A 22,186-nucleotide genomic window follows, 5' to 3' on the forward strand; every position below is an offset into this window, starting at 1 on the left:
TTTAAGAGCCAAACTCAATCTTTCATTTTTTTCTTTATCACTCATTATTTATCTGGATTTGTTAAAAAATCTAAAGTGATAGGTTTTGATGCATCTAAAGTTTTTTTTGGTTCCTCTTGTATTTTTGGTCCTTCTTTGGCTTCACGTTTAGCTTTTTTTTCTGCAAGCTTCTTTTCTCTTTTAGCTTGCTTCTCCATTAGCTTATTACCTTTTGTAGATTTATAATCGTAATGAATTCCCATAATTTTTATTTAAATACATATTAAATCATTATAATTGAAAAAATAAGGCAATATTTTGAAAAAATGATTTATTGTATAAATACTTTAGAATTTGACCAAAATGCCGCTATAGTTAAATGGTATAGATAGTTCATAGTATAGATAAATTTTAAGTTCAATTCTTAATATAGACATTATTTTTTGTTTATTTTCTGCTTTGCAAAGAAAGAATTATAAGATTTTTTAATGTTCGTATAATTTCAAATTTAGGTATTTTGGAATACCCCTTTAATCTATCCTTAAAAATAATAGGAATTTCCTTAATTTCAAAATTCATTCTACTTATTTCAGCAATTGTCCCCATAAAAAAACTATATCCCTTAGTTTTAATTTTATTAAGGTGGAAGTTTTTTAATTTTTTTATATTAAAACCTCTGTATGACGTTGTATATTCATTACAATCTATTCCTAACAAAAATTTCATTAGTAAATTTCCATACTTACTCATAATGAGCCTTCTACCTCTCATCAAACATTGACCATTTTCAATATATCTAGACCCTATAACAAATGGATAATTTTCTAAATTACTTAGAATATTTTTTATTTCAATTGGGTCATGTGAATTGTCAGCATCCATTGTGATCAAATAATCATAGTTATTTTTTAAGGCAAATTCATAAGCATGTTTGTGTGCAGTATCCAAACCAAGTTTACCTTCTCTTGTTATTAAATTAATATTTTTATTTAAGGAAAAAAAATTTTGAATAATTTGAGAGGTATTATCAGGTGAATTATCATCAATAACTAAAATATGAGAGTTGGGCGTATTAAGTATTATTGAATTTATCAAATGCTCAATATTTTCGGCCTCATTATAAGTTGCTGTAAAAATTAATACTTTTTTATTATTCATTGCAACCTAGATATACACATCAATTAATAACTTGCAATAATAGTTACTTCAAATTAATGAATTTATTAACTATTTTAAGAAATATTATTAATCAATTAATTTTATTTCTATAAAAGAATTTTCTTAAAAAAATTGAAATTACTACTAATAAAAAAAATGCAATAGTTGGCTTATAAATTTCTGGTGAAAATATTAAATCTTTAAAGTTTGGGGTTTCAAGGTTTTGCTGAATAACATTTTCTAAACCATCTCCTATTGATGTAATTAAAAAAATCTGAGGCATTATTCCTAATAATGTTGCCCAAAAAAAATACAATATTTTTACATTAAAAATACAAGGTAATATATTTGAAAAAGCAAATGGAATGCCTCCGATGAAACGATACACTAAGAGATATAAAAATTCTGATTTTTTAAATTTTATTTCTAAATTTTTAAATTTAGGTAAAAATTTTTCACTTACCAAATCTTTAAAAAAATAGTTAGCCATAATATATAAAATTGTGGCCCCAAAACTCATGCCTAAAATTACAATAAGAAGACCCAACCATTTACCAAAAATAAAACCACCTAGCAAAGCAACAGGAGAACCAAAACCACCCATTAATACCCAAAAAATAGTAGAAATTAAAAATGCTACTGAAAGAGAAAATAAATCATTTTTTTTTAGACTTAAAAAATAATCTCTATTATTTTTAATAAATTCATAACTTGTCAATTCTTCAAGTGTAAATTTTGATAAAAAAAAGTACAAAAAGGATGCAACAACTATTAGATAAAACAAACCTAAAGTTATTTTAACTTTTTTAGTTTTATTCATAATTTATTGACAATATTATAAAATCTTCTATTTGCTATTTATACATATAATTACTATAAAGAGCCAAATTTAATAATAATTTAACTAAGCATATGAAAAGAACTTATCAGCCATCTAACATTAAAAGAGCTAGAAAGCATGGCTTTAGGTCTAAGATGAAGACTAAAGGCGGTATCAAGCTGCTAGCAAGAAGACGAGCTAAAGGAAGAAAATCTTTAACAGTATCTGTCTAATTAAATGAGAAGCAAAATTGTTGCTCTTTCTAAAAACGAGGATTTCAAAAACTTACTTAAAAAAAAGAAAATCTCGAACAATTATATTACTCTTTTTTTTGGCACTCTTAAGAACAAAAATAATAAAAAGTTAAATATTAGTTTTATAACCAAAAAAAAACTGATTCGTAGTGCTGTAAAAAGAAATAAAGTTAAAAGAAGATTGAGAAATATCATGAACGAAGCTGTAAAAAAAATACCAATAAATTTTAACTATTCTTACCTTGTGATCGCGAAAATAACTATGCTAAACAATCAATATGCGATAATAAAGGATACTTTATTTCAAGATATAGAAAAAATTAAGTAATGAAAATTATATCAAACATTTTAATTAACCTGATTAAACTCTATAGAATGATTATAAGCCCTTACTTGACTCCCTCATGTAGATATCTTCCAACTTGTTCAGAATATGCAATTGAATGTTTAAGAACATATGGACTTATAAAAGGAATCTTAAAAAGCACTAAGAGGATTTTTTCATGTCACCCTATTAAAATTTTGGGTGGTGGTGAAGGATTTGATCCAGTAAAAAAAGTATCGGTTAAAAAGTAATGGACACTAGAAATGTAATAGCAGCAGTATCACTATCGGCAGCAGTAATTATTTTATACTCTCTTTTTTTTCAACCAGATCCAACAACTATAAAACAAAATTTAGTAGACCAAAAAAAAATTGAAAATAATTCAGATACACCAAGTTTAGATAAAGCTATAAATTCCACGAAACTTTCAAGAGCAGATGCATTAAAAGAAAATGATAGAATTAATTTTGAAAATGATAGTATTATTGGGTCTATTTCTTTAAAAGGTGCAGCGATAGATGATCTAACTTTCAAAGAATATAGCATTAAACTTAATGGAAGTGATAAAATAACTTTATTAAGTCCAAGAAATGTAGACGATGGTTACTTAATTGAAAGTGGTTTTGTAACATCTAATAAAAATATAGATGCGCCTGATGCTTCTACAGTCTGGGAAGTTTCTGGTAATAAAAAGTTAACTAATAATAGTCCCATAAAATTAACATGGAGTAATTCTCAAGGTATCACATTTGAAAAAAATATAAGTTTAGATGATCAATTCTTATTTACTGTAAGAGAAAAGATAATTAATAGATCAGATAAATCTTACAGCTTTTATTCATACGGACAAATTATTAGGAATAAATTACCAGAAATATCTGGTTTTTATATTTTACATGAAGGATTTCTATCTGTTCTTGATGATGAATTAATCGAGGAAGATTACGATGATATTCAAGAAAAAAAGTTCACCCAAACTGCACAAGAAGGATTTGTTGCTATTTCAGATAAGTTTTGGGTTACATCAGTTATACCCCCAAAGGGTAAAGAATTTAAAACAACTTTTGACTATAGAAATAAGTTTAGAGCCAATTACATATCCACTCAAGGTACAGAGGTTGGACCAAACAGCTCTATAGAGGAAAAAATTCAAATTATAGCTGCTGCGAAAAGAGTTAATGTCATTGATGGTTATGCTGAAAATTTGAATATAAATAAATTTGATTTAGCAATTGATTGGGGCTTTATGTATTTCATCACAAAACCTTTATTTTTTTTATTGGACTACTTCTTTAAATTACTTGGTAATTATGGTTTAGCAATTATTGCTGTTACAGTTTGTATTAGATTAGCTTTCTTTCCTCTGGCCAACTTTAGTTTTAAGAGCATGGGAAAGATGAAGCTTCTAGCACCTGAAATGGCTAGACTAAAAGAGATTCATAAAGATGATAAAATGAAATTACAACAAGCAATGATGGCTCTTTATAAAAAAGAAAAAGTAAACCCTATGTCTGGTTGTTTGCCTATCCTGGTTCAAATTCCAGTTTTCTTCGCATTATATAAAGTATTATTTGTAACTATTGAAATGAGACATATGCCATTTTATGGATGGATACACGACTTAAGTGATAGAGATCCAACATCTATATTTAATGTTTTTGGTTTAATTCCTTGGGATCCACCTTCTTTCTTATTAATAGGTGCATGGCCAATCATTATGGGTATTACAATGTTTATACAGCAAAAACTTAACCCTACTCCACCAGATCCCATACAAGCTAAAATTTTCATGTTCTTTCCAGTATTCCTGACTGTAATTCTTGCACCGTTTCCTGCTGGTCTTGTTATCTACTGGAGCTTCAACAATATCTTCACAATGATTCAGCAATATATAGTTCAAAGAAAAATGACTGTTAAAACAACTTAAATGTCATTGCTTAAAGAAGATGAATTAATAAATATTTTACCTAAAGACGGTCCAACAGTTGAAGAAGTAAAAAAATATCTAAAAAAATACAATAATGAATTTATTGTCATTAAGTGTGGTGGCAGTGTTTTAGTTGATCCAGAATTATTTAAAATTTTTATTGAAGATGTTGCTGTTTTAAACAAACTTGGATTTAATCCCATAGTTATCCACGGTGGTGGAAAAAGGATAAATAACAAACTAGATGAGCTTAATATTAAAAGTGATTTTATTAATGGACTAAGAGTTACAGATAAAAATATTATTAACGTAGTTGAAGATGTATTGATTGAATTTAATAAGGAAATTGTCGATGCCTTAAAGGATCAGTCTTGTGAAACAAGAAGAATTACCTCAAAAGAATATAATATAATAACTGTAAAACCTGAAAGTGATAAGTTAGGTTTTGTAGGTACCCCCACTTACATTAAAACTGATGTTTTAAAAAAAATTATTAAACATAATAAAGTACCTGTTATTGCACCACTAGGGTTAGGTGAAAACGATCAAACTTTCAATATCAATGCAGATACAGTTGCTGGTTCAGTGGCTAAAGAATTAAAAGCTAGAAGATTAATGATTATCAGCGATGTAGAGGGTGTACTAGATAATAAAAAAAAACTAATACCCGAAATTAACTCAAAAAAAGCTAATGAACTAATCAATCAAGATATTATATCTGGTGGAATGATACCTAAAATCAAAAATTGTTTAGATGTTGCAAGTAATGGAGTTAGAGGAGTGGTTATAATTGATGGTAGAAAAAATCACTCACTTCTATTTGAACTATTATCTGATAAAGGTTCTGGGACTTTGATTAGAGAATGAAAAATTTAATTGCTATAAAATACTGGATTTTTGATCTTGATAACACTCTTTACAGTGGTCAAACAAAAGTTTTTTCAGAAGTTGATAAAAAAATGTCTTCTTTTATTTCAAAGAAATTTAATATAGATTTAGTTAAAGCAAAAGAAATTCAAAAAAAATACTTCTATGAGTATGGAACAACATTATCAGGGTTGATGAATCATGATAAAATTGATCCACATGAGTTTCTTGAATTTGTTCATGATATAGATATTAGCTGGCTTCCAAAAGATAAAATATTGAGAGAAGAGCTGATTAAAATTAAAGAAAAAAAATATATTTTCACGAACGGCTCTCATGCTCATGTTAAAAATGTGACTAAACAACTTGGTATAGATGATTTATTTGATGGAGCATTTGACATTGTTGACTCTAATTTTATACCTAAACCAAAAATTGATCCTTATAAAAAAATCATCGAAAAATTTGATTTAGAACCAGCAAAATCAATATTAATTGAGGATATTGCTCATAATTTAGAGCAAGCTAAAAACCTGGGAATGAAAACTTGTTGGCTTGAGAATAATGAAACATTTGCAAAAAAAGATGCTGATAAACCTTATATTGATTATAAAATTAAGAGCTTGCCTTCTTTTCTTCAAGAAATTAATATATTAAAAGCTCAACAAAATTAACCTACAATAAATAAGTTAAACTATGAAAGAATTTGAAAATATTATCAACAAAGCTTGGGATAATAAAGACTCAATCAATGGACAATCTGATAAATCTATATTGGATGCAATTAACCAAACGATTGAACTTGTTGATAAAGGTGAACTAAGAGTCGCTGAAAAAAATAAAAACGATTGGATAGTTAATCAATGGGTTAAAAAAGCAATAGTGTTAAGCTTTAGAACTCATGAGATGGACTCATTGGGTGGCCCTTATAGTAGTTGGTATGATAAATCTCATTTACTTAAAGGTAAAACTTCAGGCTGGACTAAGGAAGATCATATAAAAGCTGGCTTTAGAATGGTTCCAAATTCTCCAGTTAGAAAAGGGTCTTTCATTGGAAAGAATGTGGTACTAATGCCTTGCTTTGTAAATATTGGCGCTTATGTGGATGAAGGAACTATGGTGGACACTTGGGCTTCAGTTGGATCATGCGCACAAATTGGAAAGAACTGTCACATATCAGGAGGTGCTGGAATTGGAGGTGTATTGGAGCCAATGCAAGCTAACCCTACAATCATTGAAGATAACTGTTTTATTGGAGCTCGTTCAGAAATAGTTGAGGGAGTAATTGTTGGAGAAGGATCTGTATTATCTATGGGTGTGTTTATTGGTCAATCTACAAAAATTGTTTACAGAGAAACTGGTGAAGTACTTCATGGAAAAATTCCACCATACTCAGTAATAGTTCCGGGTAGCCTTCCAAGTAAAGATGGCAAAGGTCCAGCTTTATATTGTGCAGTAATTATTAAACAAGTTGATGAAAAAACTAGATCTAAAACTTCTATTAACGATCTATTGAGAGCCTAAATGCCAATTTACAATGAAATCACATTAGCTAAAGAGCTAATAAGATTTCCAAGCATCACACCAATTGATGCTGGAGTAATGAAGTTCTTAGCTAAAAAATTAACTGCTATTGGATTTAAATGTAAGATTTTAGAGTTTAAAGATAAAAATTCTAAACCAGTTAAAAACCTATATGCAAGATTAGGTAATGCTCAACCAAACTTTATGTTTGCTGGCCACTTAGATGTGGTATCTCCAGGAAACATAAAAGATTGGACCATTAAGCCTTTTAGTCCTGCTATTAAAAAAAATCACCTAATTGGCAGAGGTGCCAATGATATGAAAAGTGCAATAGCAAGCTGGGTGGTTGCCGTAAATAATTTTGTGTCAAAAAACAAAAAAGTTAAAGGTTCTATTAGCTTGTTAATTACTGGTGATGAAGAAGGTGTCGCAATCAATGGTACTAAAAAAGTAGTTGATTACTTAAAAAAGAAAAAAGAAAAAATAGATTTTTGTTTAGTTGGTGAGCCAACAAATCCCAGTAAACTTGGTGAAATGATTAAAATTGGTAGAAGAGGAAGCATGAATGCCGAACTAACTATAATTGGAACTCAAGGACATGTCGCATATCCTCATCGTGCCAAAAATCCATCTACTACATTAATAAAAATACTAAATGAAATAAAACAAATAAAATTTGATAAAGGAACAAAAGATTTTCAACCAACAAATTTAGAAGTAACTAAAATTAATATTGATAATATAGCTGATAATATTATTCCAGGACTTGCAAAAGCTAAATTTAATATAAGATTTAACAATAAACACAAGTCTTCAAACTTAAAGAGTAGATTAAATAAAGTTTTTAAAAAAATAACCAAAAAAGATAAATCTAATTTTAAAGTAGAATTTCGTGTATCAGGCGAAGCTTTTTTAACTAAGCCTAATAACACAACTTATATGATTCAAAATGTAATAAAAAAAATTACAAAAATTAAACCAAAATTATCCACAACAGGTGGTACTTCGGATGCAAGATTTATTAGAAAGATTGCTCCGTGTTTAGAATTTGGTCTAGTAGGTAAAACAATGCACAAGATTGATGAAGCAGTATCTGTTTCCGATCTAAAAAAAATAACTAAAATATATTATAGTATTTTAGAAAATTATTTTAAATGAAAACTGGTTTAATAACCTCTGATACTTATCAAAATCATAATACAGGTGATGGTCATCCAGAAAAAATTGATAGAGTTAAAGTAGTTATCGATAATTTTAAAAAGTTAGGTAGTAAAGATTTAGTTTGGAAAAAGCCCTCAAAATTTGATCGATCAGTTTTGGAGTTAACTCACAATTCTGATTATATAAATTTTGTTGAAAAATCTTTTCCAAAGAAGGGATTGTCTTTTTTAGACGGTGATACAGTTGTTTCTCCAGGAAGTAAGGAAGCTACATCAGATGCTGTAGGATCAATCATTACTGCTATTGATGGTGTTCAAAATAATGAATTCAAAAATGCCTTTTGTGCAGTTAGACCTCCAGGGCATCATGCTGAAAAAAATAAGGCTATGGGTTTTTGTATTTATAATAATGTTGCCGTTGGAGCTAATTATTTAATAAATAAATATAAACTTAGTAAAATTGCTATTATTGATTTTGATGTTCACCACGGAAATGGGACACAAGATATTTTTAATGACAATGAAAAAGTTTTATACATTTCAACTCATCAATTCCCTTTTTACCCAGGCTCTGGCACAGAACAAGAAAAAGGTAAATATAACAATATATTTAATATCCCATTACCAGCTGGCACAACCTCTGAAGAGTATTTAAATGCTTATACATTTGTACTTAAAAAAATAGAGGAGTTTAAACCTGAATTTATATTACTATCAGCGGGTTTTGATGCTCATAAAAATGATCCCCTGGCTCAATTTCAACTTGAAAGCAAAGATTTTTATAAAATCACAAAAAGAACTTTAGAAATATCTAAATTATATTGTAACGGTAAAGTTGTTTCAATTTTGGAAGGTGGTTACGACCTCAATGCACTTAAAGAGAGTACAACGATGCATGTCAAAGCTTTGCTAGAATTTAATTGATAATTTTTTAATAGGTATTAAATAAACTATTATGAAACCTTACAGAATTAATAAATCGAATATTGATAAAAAAGGTCGTGGTCTTTACGCGACTAGAGATATTAAAGATGGAGAAAGAATTATTGACTATATTGGAAAAATTATTACTAAAAAACAGACTGAAGATTCTAAAAAATTTGATAATGCAAAACCAATTTATTTATTTAACTTAAATAAAAAATATGATCTTGATGGTGATGTATCATGGAATACTGCTCGTTTGATTAATCATTCTTGTTCTAATAACTGTGATTATAACGGCATAGGACTAAAATTATGGGTAATTGCAAAACAAGATATTAAAAAAGGTGAAGAGCTTACTTGTGATTATGGTTTTGGTTTTGATGAAGATTATAAACAATTTCCGTGTAAGTGTCGTTCTAAAAACTGTTGTGGCTATATTGTACGTGCTGAGTCAAGATGGCGTATTAATAAAAAATTTAGTATCAGCCGACAGCAACCTAATAAATAACTTTTTCTAAAAATAATCCTTCTGCAGGCGCAGGTGGTGCACAAAGTGTTCTTTTCTTTGATTTAAAAACAAAATCAAACTTTTTTATATTCCATTTTTTTTCAGCTAAATATTTTAAACAACCAACCATTGATCTCACTTGTTGCTGCAAAAATGACTGGGATTTAAATTGTATTTCAATTCTTCCTCTAATTGATCTTATTTTTACTGATTTCATAGTTCGAATTGGACTTTTGGCATTACAACTTGAAGATCTAAATGTTGAAAAGTCTTTAGTACCTAAAAATTTTTTTGCCCCTTTTTTCATTAATAAGATATCTAGTTTTTTAATTATGTGCCATCCTCTTCCTTTTTCTAAAGAAGGCCTGCTCAACCTATTAAAAATTACATACTTATAAATTCTTTGTTTTGCAGAAAACCTAGCATGAAAATTTAAATTTCTTTTTTTTATCTTTGATATTGAAACATTCATATTGTTTAGAAAGTGATTTATTGATTTTAAAAATTTATCTAGATTTTGAATTTTATTTTTACATTCAAAATGAGCTGATTGTTCCACAGCATGAACACCCGCATCTGTTCTACCCGATCCAACTAATATTATTTTTTCTTTTAAAAGTTTAGATAATTTTTTTTGAATTAATTTTTGAACAGATTTTCCTTTAGATTGAATTTGCCATCCTACAAAATTTGTTCCAACATACTCAATTAGAATTTGATATCTATGCATTATTCAAATTTGAACCTTTTTTAATCTGTGATCCAAGCATAAATTCACTTATATTTTGTGTTCTTTTACCTTGTCTTTGGATTTCAAGAATCCTAATTGATTTTTCATTACCACAGCTAACTTCTAAATAGTTGTCTAATACCTCTCCAATTTTACCGCTACTTTCAGTTAAGCTTGCCCTTAAAATTTTATATCTTTCACCATTATAAATAAAAAAAGCACCAGGATTTGGATATAACCCATTTATTTTACCAATAATACTCTCTGCATTTTTGGTCCAATCTATTTGACCTTCTTTTTTTTCAATTTTAGTCGCATAAGTTGCTTCATTATGATTTTGCTCTTTAAATTCTATTTTATCTTCTAAAATCTCATCAATATTATCTAATATCTTTTCTGCTGCTAATGTGGAAAGTTTTTCTGTCATTGTTTCTGAATTATCATCAGCTTCAATATTTATTTTATAAGAATTACAAACTGGTCCTGTATCTAACTTTTCTCGTATTTTCATAATACTAACACCTGTTTTTTTTTCTAAATTCATAATTGACCTTTGTATAGGCGCTGCTCCTCTCCATTTTGGTAGTAGCGAGGCGTGTATGTTAATAAAACCTTTTTTAACTAAACTTAGATATTCTTTAGGAATAATTTGTCCATAAGCTACCACAATTGCTATATCTGCATTCAACTCTCTTAAATATTCATACTCTACTTTATTATTTTTTAATGAAGATGGTGTTCTGTGTTCTATCTTTAGCGTTTCAGAAATTCCCTGAATGGGTGATTTATTAATCTTTTGCCCTCTTTGTGATTTTTGTGGAGGCTGTGTATACACAACTGATACTGGATACCCATTTTGATATAATGATTTTAAAATTGGCACTGCAAAAAATGGTGTGCCCATAAAGATAATTTTTTTTAACATCTTTTAAAGAATTTCTCTTTTAATCTTAATTTTAGAAAGTTTTTTTATAATCATTGATTTTTTTAATTTTGATAAATAATCAATAAATAAAATTCCTTCTAAGTGATCCATTTCATGTTGTATGCATGTTGCTAATAATCCATCTGCTTTTAATAATTTTATTTTTCCATCATAATTTAAATATTCAACCTCACATGAATTGGGTCTTTCTATCTCTGCAAATTGATCTGGCACAGATAAACACCCTTCTTCATATTTTGCTTTTTCTTCATTTTTATTTTTAATTACAGGATTGACAAAATACATTGGATTTTTTTTATATTCATCTCTACTAATATCCATAACTATAATTCTTTTTGGCACACCAACTTGGATTGCTGCAAGGCCAATTCCAGAAGCATCGTACATAGTATCCAGCATATCATCCATTATTGCTCGCTCTTCATCACCTACTTTATCAACACTCTGTGATACTTGACGTAATAATTTGTTTGGTTCTGTTAAAATTTTTCTAACTGTCATAATTATTGATTATTTTATTATAAATTCTAAACTTTTAAAGGAAGAACTTTAAGAAGAATTCTATTTCTAAGTTGGTCAGTATTTAGTTGATTAAGCGTGCTAATTATAAAATATAAAGTGTCTACGTCAATATTCTTTAAATCATCTTGCCCAATTACCTCGACAATACGGAGCATAGCATTACCCATGTCACCATTATCAATTAATATTTGTATATCAGATGGCATTTCTGCATCACTTATTTCATATAAATTTTTAAATTTTTCTGAAACCTTAATTCCATCTGATTTAAATGCTTCAACTAAAATAATATCTTTTTTTGAAAAGAAGTATTTTTTATTTTTCTTTATTTTTTTTAGTAAATTATTTAAATCTTTAGTTATATCTTTTGAAGATCCATCTTCTTTGAAATAATTGATCATTTTTGATTGATGTAGGATCTTATTGTTTATTTTAATGTTAGTTAATTTAGTTTCATCCTCATCAATATAATAGTTATAAAATGATGTATATTCTGAGGGAATTTCATCTTTATCAATTTTTTTTAAAAATTTTTTTAATTCTACATCAAACGCTTTTTCAAGGCCTTCATTTTTAAATGAGTTCTTTAAAGCATTTATTAATAATAATTTATTTTCAATTTCATTAGTAATTAATATTCCTTGGTAAATTAAAGCTCGTGACTCAATAGATGATAATACTTTTGTAGACTCTTTAATATTTAGTAATTGATTGATATTAAACTGAAACCTTTTATATAGTTCAAATAGTTCTTTTTCACTATAATGCTTTTCATGAGTAGCTTTTTCAATTCTATTAATTTTATCTAAGTCTGTAAGTTCAATATCTTTGATGCTACCTAACAAATTTGATGTTGATAAATATTTCCAAATTTTTTTTGAAGTGGAATTATTAGGCTCAAATTTAAATTCAGGATTTGTTCTGTGTGATAAATGAAAATCTAAAATTGTATCATCAGATATTTCTAAATCTGGTGTATTAGTAAATCCCATCAGAAAATTTATTTTATTTTCATAAAATTTATTTTTGAAACCTTGCTCTTTTTTTAAATCTAACATTAATTGGGCTTCTTCTTTTTTATTATCGTTAATCAAACAATAAATATTAAATTTTGATAAGTAATCATCTTGAATTGAGTTTTTAATATTAGAAAAAACTTTGCATGCCTTATTTATTTCAGATCTAGAAAGATAATCATCTACCAGCAGCTTGGCCAGTTTTGGTTGCTCATTAGCTATTTGGTTTTTGATCAAATAGCTTTCAATTAACTGAAAGTTAGAATTTTTAGTAAGCCAATTTGATTTTAATTCTAAAAATTGATCTTTAGAAATATTAATTGTAGGATAATGAGCGTTGGTTAAAAGTAAAATATTTAAAATTTCTGACGCGTCCTTTGAAAGACTCATTTTATTAATTCGTTTGAGTATTTTTAAAATTTGATCACCGTTAGATTTTGACCACATATTGATGTCTAATCCATTTTCTGCGGGATCATATAAGCCTACAATTTTAATTTCTTTTGATATTAATTCTTGATCCTCTTCAATATTTGGCTCATCATTTTTTTGAGATTGCATTTTATAAATACTATTTTGTTTAGTATTTTCTTCTTTATTTTTTTGATTGATATCAAAATTCTCTGATGTTTTTTTTTCTTCTATGCTCCATATATCTACAGGTTCTTGTGAGTTAACAGCAAGCCCAAAAAACAAATAAAATAAAATGGCTGTTAAATATTTTTTATTTAACAATTTTAAGTTTGGCATTTGGAATAGTTTTTTCAATTTCTTTATTAGGGGATGGAAATTCAATTTTACCTAAAAATATCACTGCAACAATAATAATAGATAAAACTAATGTCACCTTTATTAAAAGTCTTTTACCTGTTCCTGAGCTTGTATTTTTTGATAATTGCATATATTATTTAATAATTTCAAATTAAGACATATTTGTGTTTTTTCAATAAAGAAAGTTTATGCATTTAAATAAAAACCTCGTTTTTTTAGGCATGATGGGGTCTGGAAAATCTTCTATTGGCAATCTAATTTCTAAGAAATTAAATATTCCTTTTATTGATATAGATAACTTAATTGTAGAAAATGCAGGAATGAGCATTTCTGAAATATTTGAAAAAAAAGGTGAAGACTACTTTAGAAATTTAGAGGAAAAAATAACTCTCAAAAATTTAAAAAAGATTAAAAATGTTGTTTCTCTAGGTGGTGGTGGTTTTATCAATGCTAAAATTAGAAAAGAGGTTATTTCTAATCATTTTTCATTTTGGCTAAATTGGGATGAGTCAACTTTAATTAAAAGAATTAAAAATAGTAAAAAAAGGCCACTTGCATTTAAATTGTCTGATCAAGAAATCAGAGCACTAATTAAAGATAGATCAAAAATATACTCAGAAGCCGAGTTTAAAATAAACTGTAATAAACTTACAAAAACTGAGATAGTAAGAAAAATTATAAAAATTTATGAGTGTAATTAAACTTCAAATAAAAACTGGAAATCAAAAATATCCAATTTACATAGGGAATGATATTTTAGATAAACTTAATAAATTTTTAAAAGAAAACTTAATTAATTTTAATCAATGCCTTGTTATTGTTGATAAAAATGTGCCAAAAATACTTGTAAGTAAAGTCCTGAATACTTTACATAAAAAAAAAATATCTCTTTATTATTTCCATTCTAGTGAAAAAAATAAAAATCAAAAGATTGTTAATAGTATTTTAGATACCCTACTGAGTAAAAATTTTAATAGAAATGATTGCGTGATTTCTATTGGTGGTGGCATAACTGGGGATGTGTCTGGATTTGCAGCCAGTATTTTTAAGAGAGGGTTAAAATTTATTAATATACCTACCACTTTACTATCCCAAGTGGACTCATCAATTGGAGGAAAAACAGGAATAAATAGCAAATATGGAAAAAATTTAATTGGTTCTTTTTATCAACCTAGTTTAGTTATTTCTGACATTGTATTTTTGAAATCTCTTCCAAAAAGAGAGGTTATATGTGGTTATGGTGAAATTTTTAAACATGCAATAATTTTAGACAAAAAGTTTTTTTCATTTTTAAATAAAAATGGGTCTCAAATTTTGAATCTTAAAAGTCCATTAATAGAAAATGCAATTTTTAAAAGTTGTTCAATTAAAAAAAAAGTAGTTGAAGCTGATGAAAAAGAAATAAGTTTAAGAAAAATCTTAAATTTTGGACATACGTTTGCTCATGCTTATGAAGCAGCTTTAGGATTTTCAAAAAAACTTAATCATGGTGAGGCGGTTATACTAGGCATTAAAACAGCTGCAAAATTTAGTTTGTCAATTAATATTTTAAATATCAAAGAATATCATTTGATTGAAAGTCATTTAAATAAATTGAAGCTTCCAAAAAATATCAATAAATTTTTTACTATAAGAGATTTAAATAAAATTTTGTCTTTTATGAAAAAAGATAAAAAAAACAATACAAACAAAATTAATTTGGTGCTACTTAAAAAGATTGGATCTCCAGTATACAAATTGGAATTTAATGAAAAAAAAATTTATCTCTTTCTTAAAAAAGAATTAATTAAGTAATATTTGAATTGAATGAATGTATTCTTTTAATTCAAAATCTAAAACGTTATAAATTCGTTTAGTTGAAACTATCTTACTTGTTTTAGCCAGTTCTTCTGAGTTTATTGTCAGCTTTAGATGAAACTTTCCTTCTTGATGGCTTTTATGTTTTTTATGTAAGAAACTTTTATCTTCAATTTTTATATTCTGAATTACTATTTCAGCTTGAAGCTTATTTTTAACAATTGCAATTAATTCATTTATATTCATAAGTGTTATTTAATTACTATACAACATGAAAAATATTTGTGACTGGAATAATTGCTTTGAAATTGGTGAATATAAAGCTCCTATTGAAAAAGATAATAGCAAAAGCTATCGACTACTTTGTTTAGCTCACGTTAAGGAGTTTAATAAAAATTGGAACTATTTTAAAGGAATGGATGATGAACAAGTATTTAATTTTTTAAAGTCAGATATGACATGGCACAAACCCACTCAAAGTTTTGGCTCTTCAGATAATTTTTTCAAAATTCTTTGGAATAACACTTTAAAAGATGAGTTCGATAAAACCAAACTTAGAGGCCAGTATAATCACATGAATCAATTTAAATTTGACGCTAATGATATTAAGGCTTTTAGTATTTTGGGTGTTTCAGTCGGTATAAAATGGGAGAAAATACAAGATAAATTCAAAACTCTTGTCAAAAAATTTCACCCTGATATTAATTTAGGTAATAAAGACTACGAAGAAAAACTTAAACTAATAACTTTAGCTTACACACAGCTAAAAAATACTTATAGGAAAAAAATTGACGCCTAATTTAAATATACAGCCAGATATCAAAATATCTTTAAAACAAAGTTTTGGAATAGACTCAGACATGGAGGTTAATGCCTTCTCAAAAAAAAGTGAATATGTACCTCAAATTGATAAAAATTATAAATTTGATAGAGACACTACACTTGCAATTATATCCGGGTTTGCTTTTAACAAGAGAGTTTTAGTTCAGGGGTATCATGGAACTGGCAAATCAACACACATTGAACAAATAGCTGCAAGGTTAAACTGGCCGTGTATTAGAGTAAACCTTGATAGCCATGTAAGTAGGATTGATCTTATTGGTAAAGATGCAATTGTTGTAAAAGATGGAAAGCAAGTTACAGAGTTTAAAGAAGGTATTTTGCCATGGTCTATTCAAAATCCAGTTGCTCTTGTATTTGATGAATATGATGCTGGAAGACCAGATGTAATGTTTGTTATTCAAAGGGTGTTGGAAGCTGAAGGTAATTTTACTCTGTTAGATAAAAATAAAGTAATAAAGCAAAATAAGTTTTTTAGATTATTTGCAACTTCTAATACAGTTGGACTAGGTGATACAACGGGATTATATCATGGCACACAACAAATAAATCAGGGGCAAATGGATAGATGGAATATTGTTACGTCTTTAAACTACTTAAGCCTTGATAGAGAAATGGAGATTATTTTAGGAAAAAATAAAAATTTGAATAATCCCAAAGGTAAAGAAAAGGTTTCCAATATGATTAAGGTAGCCTCTTTAACTAGAAAAGGCTTCATAGCTGGAGATATTTCAACAGTTATGAGCCCTCGAACTGTACTTCATTGGGCTGATAACGCTGAAATCTTTAAAGACACTGGCTATGCATTTAGAGTTACATTTTTAAACAAGTGTGATGATATAGAAAAAAATATTATAGCTGAATATTATCAAAGATGTTTTGGTGAAGAGTTACCAGAGTCGATGGTAAATATTCAGATTTAAATGAGCAATAAAGAAGATAATATTAAAGAACAATTTAAACAAGCATTAGTTTCTACTGCTAAAGTAATCTCAGATGATTACAAGATAGATATCAAAAAGATTGATAAAGATCTAAAATCAAAAAAAATAGATTTTTTTGACATGACAAATTTATCTAATAAAAATGATTTTATTAGATTAAGAGCAGAAACAGATTCAGCTGCTCTTAAAAAAAAATTTTCAAATAAAGAAACATTTACAAAAAACTTACCTAATAACCCTTCTTGTAAATCGCTCTACAATATTGCAGAAAAAGTTAGATATGAAATTTTAGGTGGAAAAATGCTAAAAGGAGTTAAAAAAAATTTGAATGAAAATTATAATCAAAAAATAGCCTCAGTTCGTAAAGATCAATTAAAAAACAAAGAAGATGTTTCTGTGACAGAAGCTTTTGAGTTTTATATGCTAAAAAAATTCTTAAACTTAGAGCTTAATGCTGTATCTACTAAAATGTTAAGTTTTTGGGAGAAAGATTTTACTTCTTCTATTGATAAACATTTAGATTTTTTAAAAAAAAATTTAGAAGATCAAAATAATTATGGTTTAAAATTTTCAGAAATTCTTGAAAATATGGATTTTTTTAATTCAAATAATGATGAGGACAAAGAAAAAGATGATGAGAAAGATGATCAGCAAGACAATAAATCTGAGAATAATGATGATAATCAATCTGATGGCAAAGAAAATGAAAATAACCAAGATGAAACTCAAACAAGTTTAGATGCAGGCTTTGATCTTAGTGCTCAACAAATGGACGAAAAGCTTGAAGATTCCACATCTCTCAAAGAGAGTGAAGAAAATGTAATGCAAAAAGCTAATTCTAAAAATATAGATCAAGAATATAAAATTTTTACAACAGAATTTGATGAAATTGCCAAAGCAGAAATTTTAGAAGATGTAAAAGAAACTAGAAAATTAAGAAAAAATTTAGATCAACAGCTTATTGGTTTTCAAGACTTAATCACAAAACTTGCAAATAAATTACAAAGACAATTACTTGCAAAACAAAATAGGGCTTGGGAATTTGACTTAGAAGAAGGTTTACTTGATAGTTCTAAATTAACTAGAATTATAATGGACCCATATAATTCATTATCCTTTATGAGGGAAAAAGATCTTGATTTTAAAGATACAATTGTGACTTTATTAATTGATAATTCAGGTTCAATGCGTGGACGTCCCATAACAATTGCAGCGCTTTGTGCTGATATATTGTCTAGAACTTTAGAAAGATGTTCAGTGAAAGTAGAGGTATTAGGTTTTACTACTAAAAACTGGAAAGGTGGAAAAAGCAGAGAAGCTTGGAATAAAACTGATAAACCAAAAAATCCAGGAAGGCTTAATGACTTGAGACATATAGTTTATAAAGGAGCAGATACTCAGTGGAGACAGGCTAAAAACAATATTGGTTTAATGCTTAAAGAAGGACTTCTCAAAGAAAATATTGATGGAGAAGCTATTACTTGGGCCTATAATAGAATTAAAAAAAGAAGAGAAGAAAGAAAAATTCTAATGGTAATTTCAGATGGTGCACCAGTTGATGACTCAACTTTATCTGTTAATTCTGGAGATTTTTTAGAAAAACATCTAAAAAAAATTGTTAAATTTATAGAAGCTAAAAATGATGTTGAAATTTTAGCGATTGGTATTGGTCATGACGTTTCAAGATACTACAATAAAGCTATTAAAATAACAGATGTGCATGAACTTGGAGATGTAATGATTTCTCAACTAAGTGGATTATTTCAAAATAAAAAAAAATTACACTAAATCTTTAAGAGATCTTTATTTTTCCATTTTATATTCACTTCTGCACCACTTCTTATTTTTGAATTTCTACATAAAATATTAGCATAATTTTTTTCGAGCAAAGTTTTACCTATAAAAATACCAAGACCAAGTCCTGATTTGGATTTTATAGAAGATTTAAATGATTTAACGTAAGGCTCACCAATTTTTCTTAGAACATCATTCGGGTATCCCTCACCATCATCTTCAATTATAATTTCTGTAATGTTATCATCACTTTTTATATCTATAAAAACTTTATTTTTTGAAAATTTATTTGCATTACCAATAAAGTTTCTTAATCCATAAACAATCTCAATAGATTTAGTAATATTAAGAGAATTGGAATACTGATTGAAATTTAAAATGAATTCTTTTTTACTTGTTTCTCTAAAAGACTTTATAATTTCGTTCACATAGTCAATTATTGTCAGATCTCTATCAATAAAATCATCTTCAATAGTAGGATTTAATGTTAATTTTTTCAATATTTCACTGCATCTTTCAATTTCACTTACTAAAAGATCAATATCTTTTCTAATTTGGGGTTTATCTTTAAATTGTTTCAATAAATCTGATGATATAATTTTCATCGTTGAAAAAGGTGTACCTAAAGAATGAGCGGCAGCTGCAGCTTGACCACCAAGTGATAATAATTCATGTTCTTTAGACATAATTTCTTCCATTTTATTTAAAGCTTCTTTTCTAATTCTAGACTCCTTGCCAAAAGTTAAAGCAAAATAATTTAAAAAAATTAAGGCAACAATTAAAGAGATAGGAATCGAATAATAATAATAATTATCAACATGGAAATGTTCACTTACTGGAAATGGTAGTGGTTGATTAAAAAAAGTAAGAAAAACAATTAGTAAAATGGTGATAGTAACTAATAACAAATTACTTTTAAAGCCCAAATATGATGATGAAAAAATAGTTGGTATTATTAAAAAAATTGAAAAAGGATTAGAAATTCCACCAGATAAATAAAGCAAACAACTTAATTGTGAAATATCAATTAATAAGAAAAAAAAAGCTGTTTTGTCTAGCAGTTGTGTGTTTTTATCGCCATAAAGTAAATACAGATTGCTTAATATTCCAGCCAAAATTATTAAGTTTCCTAAAACTAAATTAAATTTTAAACCGAAAATAAAATAAATCAGATTTATAGTAATTAATTGGCCAATAATAGCTATTGATCTTAAGTTTATATAAGTAGATTTTTTTAATGAAAAGTATTTTGAAGTTTCGAAAAACTCCATTATTAGATATCTAGATTTTGAACATTAATTGCATTTGAAACAATAAAATCTTTTCTTAAAGAAACATCGTTTCCCATCAAAGTATGGATAAGATGTTGGTCTTTTTTTAGGTCTTTTGAATATTGAACTTGTAGCAAGTTTCTTGTTTCAGGATCTAAAGTCGTGCTCCATAATTCTTCTGGATTCATTTCCCCTAACCCCTTAAACCTTTGAATGCTCATTTTTGACTTTTCCTCATCATAAGCTTTACTAAATTGTTTTGTTCCTTTTTTAATTTTTTGTAATTCTTTATTATTTTTTAAAATATAATTTTCTAATTCGCTTTCATCTTTTATATAAATTCCTTTTGTACCTTTATTAATCTTAAATAGTGGTGGTTGAGCGAGATATACATGTCCATTTTCAATTAATTTATTAAATGGTTTATTGTTAAAAAATGTTAATAATAAAGCTCTAATATGTGAACCATCTACATCAGCATCGGTCATAATAATAATTTTCCCATATCTTAGATCTTTTGTATCTATATTTTCAACCTTTGGATCAAGGCCAAGAGCATTAATTAAAGTAACAACTTCGTTAGAAGACATCATTTTAGCTAATGATTTTGTTCTATGTTCACTTCCATCTCTATTACCATTCTTTTTAAGAGCAACTTCCTCAACATATGTATTAAGAATTTTTCCTCTTAAAGGTAAAACTGCTTGGTTTGCTCTGTTTCTTCCTTGTTTTGCTGAGCCACCTGCAGAATCTCCCTCAACTATAAATAGTTCTGTACCTTCTTGTTTACCTATCTGACAATCAGCTAATTTACCTGGTAAGCCACTTAATTCCAAAGCACCTTTTCTTCTTACATTTTCTCTAGCCTTTCTGGCTACGTCTCTTGCAAGTGCTGCTTGCATTACTTTTGCTAAAATAATTTTAGATGTAGTTGGATTTTGATCAAACCATATTGATAATTTTTCACTAATTATGCTTTCAACAATCATTCTAACCTCAGATGAAACTAATTTATCTTTTGTCTGAGAAGAAAATTTTGGATCAGGTATTTTTGCTGAAATAACACATGTTAGACCTTCTTTAATGTCATCACCTGATATTGTTAACTTATTTTTTTTTAATAAATTATGTTCAGTGGCGTATTTATTAATTACCCTTGTTAATGCACTTCTAAATCCAAGTAAGTGAGTTCCACCATCCTTTTGATAAATATTATTTGTATAAGGATATATATCCTCTCCATAGCTCGCGTTCCATTTTAAAGAGCATTCAATTTCAATATTGTTTTTTTTGCCTTCAATATAAATTGGCTTTTTAAATAAATCATTTCCTGCTTTATTGGTAAGTTTTTCTCTTTTTGCATCTAAAAAATCTACAAATTCTAAGACACCACCATCAAATTTAAATATAATTATTTTTTCTTTTTTTTGATTTAAATCATTAACTGTTATTTTTACTCCCTTATTTAAAAAGGCCAGTTCACGCATTCTTTTTATTATTATACTTGGTGTGAATTTTATTGAAGAAAATATTTCCTTTGATGGTAGAAATGTTATTTGTGTTCCAGTTTCTTTTGATTTTCCTATATTCTTTAATGGCGCTTTAGAAACTCCATCTTTAAATTCTATAAAATATCTTTTTCCATCTCTATCTATTTCTAATTTTAACTTTTCTGATAATGCATTTACAACTGACACTCCAACACCATGTAACCCACCTGATACTTTGTATGAATCATGATCAAATTTTCCTCCAGCATGCAGTTGTGTCATAATAACTTCTGCTGCTGACATTTTTTCACCCTTATGCATGTCGACAGGTATACCTCTTCCATCATCTCTAACTGTAATAGTTCCATCAGAATTAATTTTGACATCTATACTTTTACAGTAACCAGCTAATGCTTCATCTATAGAGTTATCAACAACTTCATAAACCATGTGATGCAAACCTGTTCCATCATCGGTGTCACCAATATACATTCCAGGTCTTTTTCTTACTGCTTCTAAACCCTTAAGAACCTTGATGGAGTCTGCTTGATATGTATTTTTATTTGTCATTTTTATTTTATGGAAAGATTATATATAACATTTTTTATTATAAATT

26 protein-coding genes are annotated in these 22,186 nt (G+C 27.5%); 15 read left to right on the forward strand and 11 right to left on the reverse strand.

The annotated features are described in order from the left end of the window. Nucleotides 1–44 precede the first annotated feature (44 nt). From VP91_RS01460 to VP91_RS01470, 3 genes are all read right to left on the reverse strand, one after another. Nucleotides 45–242, reverse strand: coding sequence for a hypothetical protein (locus VP91_RS01460; RefSeq protein WP_169035667.1), 198 nt, complete (start codon nucleotides 240–242; stop codon nucleotides 45–47). A 184-nt stretch (nucleotides 243–426) separates the two neighbouring features. Further along, the gene (locus VP91_RS01465; RefSeq protein ID WP_169035668.1) at nucleotides 427–1,137 is read right to left on the reverse strand and encodes a glycosyltransferase; all 711 of its coding nucleotides are present in this window, start codon (nucleotides 1,135–1,137) and stop codon (nucleotides 427–429) included. A 91-nt stretch (nucleotides 1,138–1,228) separates the two neighbouring features. Beyond that, a complete protein-coding gene (locus VP91_RS01470) occupies nucleotides 1,229–1,957 on the reverse strand; it encodes a TVP38/TMEM64 family protein (RefSeq protein ID WP_169035669.1) in 729 nt (242 codons plus the stop codon). 92 nt (nucleotides 1,958–2,049) lie between these two features. On the opposite strand from VP91_RS01470, the gene rpmH reads away from it, so the two are divergent. Genes rpmH through VP91_RS01520 form a run of 10 tightly spaced genes read left to right on the forward strand, consistent with a single transcriptional unit; the run spans nucleotide 2,050 to nucleotide 9,449 of the window. Beyond that, the gene (gene rpmH / locus VP91_RS01475; RefSeq protein WP_169035670.1) at nucleotides 2,050–2,190 is read left to right on the forward strand and encodes a 50S ribosomal protein L34; all 141 of its coding nucleotides are present in this window, start codon (nucleotides 2,050–2,052) and stop codon (nucleotides 2,188–2,190) included. A 4-nt stretch (nucleotides 2,191–2,194) separates the two neighbouring features. Continuing rightward, on the forward strand, nucleotides 2,195–2,539 hold the full coding sequence (gene rnpA / locus VP91_RS01480; protein ID WP_169035671.1) for a ribonuclease P protein component: 345 nt from the start codon (nucleotides 2,195–2,197) through the stop codon (nucleotides 2,537–2,539). Further along, the gene (gene yidD / locus VP91_RS01485) at nucleotides 2,539–2,787 is read left to right on the forward strand and encodes a membrane protein insertion efficiency factor YidD (RefSeq protein WP_169035672.1); all 249 of its coding nucleotides are present in this window, start codon (nucleotides 2,539–2,541) and stop codon (nucleotides 2,785–2,787) included. The genes rnpA and yidD overlap by 1 nt, the downstream gene beginning before the upstream one ends. After that, nucleotides 2,787–4,463, forward strand: coding sequence for a membrane protein insertase YidC (gene yidC / locus VP91_RS01490; protein ID WP_169035673.1), 1,677 nt, complete (start codon nucleotides 2,787–2,789; stop codon nucleotides 4,461–4,463). The genes yidD and yidC overlap by 1 nt, the downstream gene beginning before the upstream one ends. Beyond that, nucleotides 4,464–5,330, forward strand: coding sequence for an acetylglutamate kinase (gene argB / locus VP91_RS01495; RefSeq protein WP_169035674.1), 867 nt, complete (start codon nucleotides 4,464–4,466; stop codon nucleotides 5,328–5,330). It abuts the gene before it with no gap. Beyond that, nucleotides 5,327–6,004, forward strand: coding sequence for a pyrimidine 5'-nucleotidase (locus VP91_RS01500; protein ID WP_169035675.1), 678 nt, complete (start codon nucleotides 5,327–5,329; stop codon nucleotides 6,002–6,004). The genes argB and VP91_RS01500 overlap by 4 nt, the downstream gene beginning before the upstream one ends. A gap of 22 nt (nucleotides 6,005–6,026) precedes the next feature. Further along, nucleotides 6,027–6,854, forward strand: coding sequence for a 2,3,4,5-tetrahydropyridine-2,6-dicarboxylate N-succinyltransferase (dapD, locus tag VP91_RS01505; RefSeq protein WP_169035676.1), 828 nt, complete (start codon nucleotides 6,027–6,029; stop codon nucleotides 6,852–6,854). Next, nucleotides 6,855–8,012: a succinyl-diaminopimelate desuccinylase gene (gene dapE, locus VP91_RS01510; protein ID WP_169035677.1), complete on the forward strand. Its 1,158-nt coding sequence runs from the start codon at nucleotides 6,855–6,857 to the stop codon at nucleotides 8,010–8,012. It abuts the gene before it with no gap. Continuing rightward, on the forward strand, nucleotides 8,009–8,938 hold the full coding sequence (locus VP91_RS01515; RefSeq protein ID WP_169035678.1) for a histone deacetylase family protein: 930 nt from the start codon (nucleotides 8,009–8,011) through the stop codon (nucleotides 8,936–8,938). The genes dapE and VP91_RS01515 overlap by 4 nt, the downstream gene beginning before the upstream one ends. Before the next feature lie 31 nt (nucleotides 8,939–8,969). Further along, entirely contained in the window at nucleotides 8,970–9,449 is a 480-nt protein-coding gene (locus VP91_RS01520; protein WP_169035679.1) for an SET domain-containing protein, read from the forward strand. Here the strand turns inward: VP91_RS01520 and truA are convergent. Genes truA through VP91_RS01545 form a run of 5 tightly spaced genes read right to left on the reverse strand, consistent with a single transcriptional unit; the run spans nucleotide 9,439 to nucleotide 13,564 of the window. Further along, nucleotides 9,439–10,179 (reverse strand): tRNA pseudouridine(38-40) synthase TruA, encoded by a 741-nt coding sequence (gene truA / locus VP91_RS01525; RefSeq protein WP_169035680.1) that lies wholly within the window; start codon nucleotides 10,177–10,179, stop codon nucleotides 9,439–9,441. The two genes, VP91_RS01520 and truA, sit on opposite strands and share 11 nt — an antisense overlap. Further along, complete coding sequence (gene fmt / locus VP91_RS01530) at nucleotides 10,172–11,104, reverse strand: methionyl-tRNA formyltransferase (RefSeq protein WP_169035681.1); 933 nt, start codon at nucleotides 11,102–11,104, stop codon at nucleotides 10,172–10,174. The genes truA and fmt overlap by 8 nt, the downstream gene beginning before the upstream one ends. 3 nt (nucleotides 11,105–11,107) lie before the next feature. Beyond that, entirely contained in the window at nucleotides 11,108–11,626 is a 519-nt protein-coding gene (def, locus tag VP91_RS01535; RefSeq protein ID WP_169035682.1) for a peptide deformylase, read from the reverse strand. 26 nt (nucleotides 11,627–11,652) lie between these two features. Then, nucleotides 11,653–13,413, reverse strand: a complete 1,761-nt coding sequence (locus VP91_RS01540) for a hypothetical protein (protein WP_169035683.1) — start codon at nucleotides 13,411–13,413, stop codon at nucleotides 11,653–11,655. Continuing rightward, on the reverse strand, nucleotides 13,388–13,564 hold the full coding sequence (locus VP91_RS01545) for a hypothetical protein (RefSeq protein ID WP_169035684.1): 177 nt from the start codon (nucleotides 13,562–13,564) through the stop codon (nucleotides 13,388–13,390). The genes VP91_RS01540 and VP91_RS01545 overlap by 26 nt, the downstream gene beginning before the upstream one ends. A 58-nt stretch (nucleotides 13,565–13,622) precedes the next feature. Here VP91_RS01545 and VP91_RS01550 point away from each other — a divergent pair, with 58 nt between their 5' ends. Continuing rightward, nucleotides 13,623–14,135, forward strand: coding sequence for a shikimate kinase (locus VP91_RS01550; RefSeq protein WP_169035685.1), 513 nt, complete (start codon nucleotides 13,623–13,625; stop codon nucleotides 14,133–14,135). Continuing rightward, entirely contained in the window at nucleotides 14,122–15,228 is a 1,107-nt protein-coding gene (aroB, locus tag VP91_RS01555) for a 3-dehydroquinate synthase (protein WP_169035686.1), read from the forward strand. Before VP91_RS01550 ends, aroB begins: the two co-directional genes overlap by 14 nt. Here the strand turns inward: aroB and VP91_RS01560 are convergent. After that, complete coding sequence (locus VP91_RS01560) at nucleotides 15,217–15,477, reverse strand: BolA/IbaG family iron-sulfur metabolism protein (protein WP_169035687.1); 261 nt, start codon at nucleotides 15,475–15,477, stop codon at nucleotides 15,217–15,219. The two genes, aroB and VP91_RS01560, sit on opposite strands and share 12 nt — an antisense overlap. Before the next feature lie 25 nt (nucleotides 15,478–15,502). Here VP91_RS01560 and VP91_RS01565 point away from each other — a divergent pair, with 25 nt between their 5' ends. The 3 genes from VP91_RS01565 to VP91_RS01575 are packed head-to-tail and all read left to right on the forward strand — an operon-like array spanning nucleotide 15,503 to nucleotide 18,803. Next, on the forward strand, nucleotides 15,503–16,030 hold the full coding sequence (locus VP91_RS01565; protein ID WP_169035688.1) for a J domain-containing protein: 528 nt from the start codon (nucleotides 15,503–15,505) through the stop codon (nucleotides 16,028–16,030). Continuing rightward, nucleotides 16,020–16,994 (forward strand): cobaltochelatase subunit CobS, encoded by a 975-nt coding sequence (gene cobS, locus VP91_RS01570; RefSeq protein ID WP_169035689.1) that lies wholly within the window; start codon nucleotides 16,020–16,022, stop codon nucleotides 16,992–16,994. Before VP91_RS01565 ends, cobS begins: the two co-directional genes overlap by 11 nt. After that, the gene (locus VP91_RS01575) at nucleotides 16,995–18,803 is read left to right on the forward strand and encodes a cobaltochelatase CobT-related protein (protein WP_169035690.1); all 1,809 of its coding nucleotides are present in this window, start codon (nucleotides 16,995–16,997) and stop codon (nucleotides 18,801–18,803) included. Here the strand turns inward: VP91_RS01575 and VP91_RS01580 are convergent. Continuing rightward, nucleotides 18,800–20,080: an ActS/PrrB/RegB family redox-sensitive histidine kinase gene (locus VP91_RS01580; RefSeq protein ID WP_169035691.1), complete on the reverse strand. Its 1,281-nt coding sequence runs from the start codon at nucleotides 20,078–20,080 to the stop codon at nucleotides 18,800–18,802. The two genes, VP91_RS01575 and VP91_RS01580, sit on opposite strands and share 4 nt — an antisense overlap. 2 nt (nucleotides 20,081–20,082) lie before the next feature. Further along, nucleotides 20,083–22,140, reverse strand: a complete 2,058-nt coding sequence (locus VP91_RS01585; protein WP_169035692.1) for a DNA gyrase subunit B — start codon at nucleotides 22,138–22,140, stop codon at nucleotides 20,083–20,085. Between the last annotated feature and the right edge of the window lie 46 nt (nucleotides 22,141–22,186).

It is taken from the genome of Candidatus Pelagibacter communis (assembly GCF_012932795.1).
Taxonomy (GTDB): Bacteria; Pseudomonadota; Alphaproteobacteria; order Pelagibacterales; family Pelagibacteraceae; genus Pelagibacter; species Pelagibacter ubique_S.

Bases quoted from the DNA above. Each gene is read 5' to 3' on its own strand.
- VP91_RS01540 (WP_169035683.1), bottom strand. From the start codon at position 13,413: ATGCCAAACTTAAAATTGTTAAATAAAAAATATTTAACAGCCATTTTA.
- truA (WP_169035680.1), bottom strand. From the start codon at position 10,179: ATGCATAGATATCAAATTCTAATTGAGTATGTTGGAACAAATTTTGTA.
- dapE (WP_169035677.1), top strand. From the start codon at position 6,855: ATGCCAATTTACAATGAAATCACATTAGCTAAAGAGCTAATAAGATTT.
- rnpA (WP_169035671.1), top strand. From the start codon at position 2,195: ATGAGAAGCAAAATTGTTGCTCTTTCTAAAAACGAGGATTTCAAAAAC.
- VP91_RS01560 (WP_169035687.1), bottom strand. From the start codon at position 15,477: ATGAATATAAATGAATTAATTGCAATTGTTAAAAATAAGCTTCAAGCT.
- rpmH (WP_169035670.1), top strand. From the start codon at position 2,050: ATGAAAAGAACTTATCAGCCATCTAACATTAAAAGAGCTAGAAAGCAT.
- def (WP_169035682.1), bottom strand. From the start codon at position 11,626: ATGACAGTTAGAAAAATTTTAACAGAACCAAACAAATTATTACGTCAA.
- dapD (WP_169035676.1), top strand. From the start codon at position 6,027: ATGAAAGAATTTGAAAATATTATCAACAAAGCTTGGGATAATAAAGAC.
- VP91_RS01585 (WP_169035692.1), bottom strand. From the start codon at position 22,140: ATGACAAATAAAAATACATATCAAGCAGACTCCATCAAGGTTCTTAAG.
- yidD (WP_169035672.1), top strand. From the start codon at position 2,539: ATGAAAATTATATCAAACATTTTAATTAACCTGATTAAACTCTATAGA.
- VP91_RS01550 (WP_169035685.1), top strand. From the start codon at position 13,623: ATGCATTTAAATAAAAACCTCGTTTTTTTAGGCATGATGGGGTCTGGA.
- VP91_RS01460 (WP_169035667.1), bottom strand. From the start codon at position 242: ATGGGAATTCATTACGATTATAAATCTACAAAAGGTAATAAGCTAATG.
- fmt (WP_169035681.1), bottom strand. From the start codon at position 11,104: ATGTTAAAAAAAATTATCTTTATGGGCACACCATTTTTTGCAGTGCCA.
- VP91_RS01465 (WP_169035668.1), bottom strand. From the start codon at position 1,137: ATGAATAATAAAAAAGTATTAATTTTTACAGCAACTTATAATGAGGCC.
- VP91_RS01545 (WP_169035684.1), bottom strand. From the start codon at position 13,564: ATGCAATTATCAAAAAATACAAGCTCAGGAACAGGTAAAAGACTTTTA.
- VP91_RS01575 (WP_169035690.1), top strand. From the start codon at position 16,995: ATGAGCAATAAAGAAGATAATATTAAAGAACAATTTAAACAAGCATTA.
- VP91_RS01580 (WP_169035691.1), bottom strand. From the start codon at position 20,080: ATGGAGTTTTTCGAAACTTCAAAATACTTTTCATTAAAAAAATCTACT.
- VP91_RS01500 (WP_169035675.1), top strand. From the start codon at position 5,327: ATGAAAAATTTAATTGCTATAAAATACTGGATTTTTGATCTTGATAAC.
- VP91_RS01515 (WP_169035678.1), top strand. From the start codon at position 8,009: ATGAAAACTGGTTTAATAACCTCTGATACTTATCAAAATCATAATACA.
- yidC (WP_169035673.1), top strand. From the start codon at position 2,787: ATGGACACTAGAAATGTAATAGCAGCAGTATCACTATCGGCAGCAGTA.
- VP91_RS01565 (WP_169035688.1), top strand. From the start codon at position 15,503: ATGAAAAATATTTGTGACTGGAATAATTGCTTTGAAATTGGTGAATAT.
- VP91_RS01520 (WP_169035679.1), top strand. From the start codon at position 8,970: ATGAAACCTTACAGAATTAATAAATCGAATATTGATAAAAAAGGTCGT.
- aroB (WP_169035686.1), top strand. From the start codon at position 14,122: ATGAGTGTAATTAAACTTCAAATAAAAACTGGAAATCAAAAATATCCA.
- argB (WP_169035674.1), top strand. From the start codon at position 4,464: ATGTCATTGCTTAAAGAAGATGAATTAATAAATATTTTACCTAAAGAC.
- VP91_RS01470 (WP_169035669.1), bottom strand. From the start codon at position 1,957: ATGAATAAAACTAAAAAAGTTAAAATAACTTTAGGTTTGTTTTATCTA.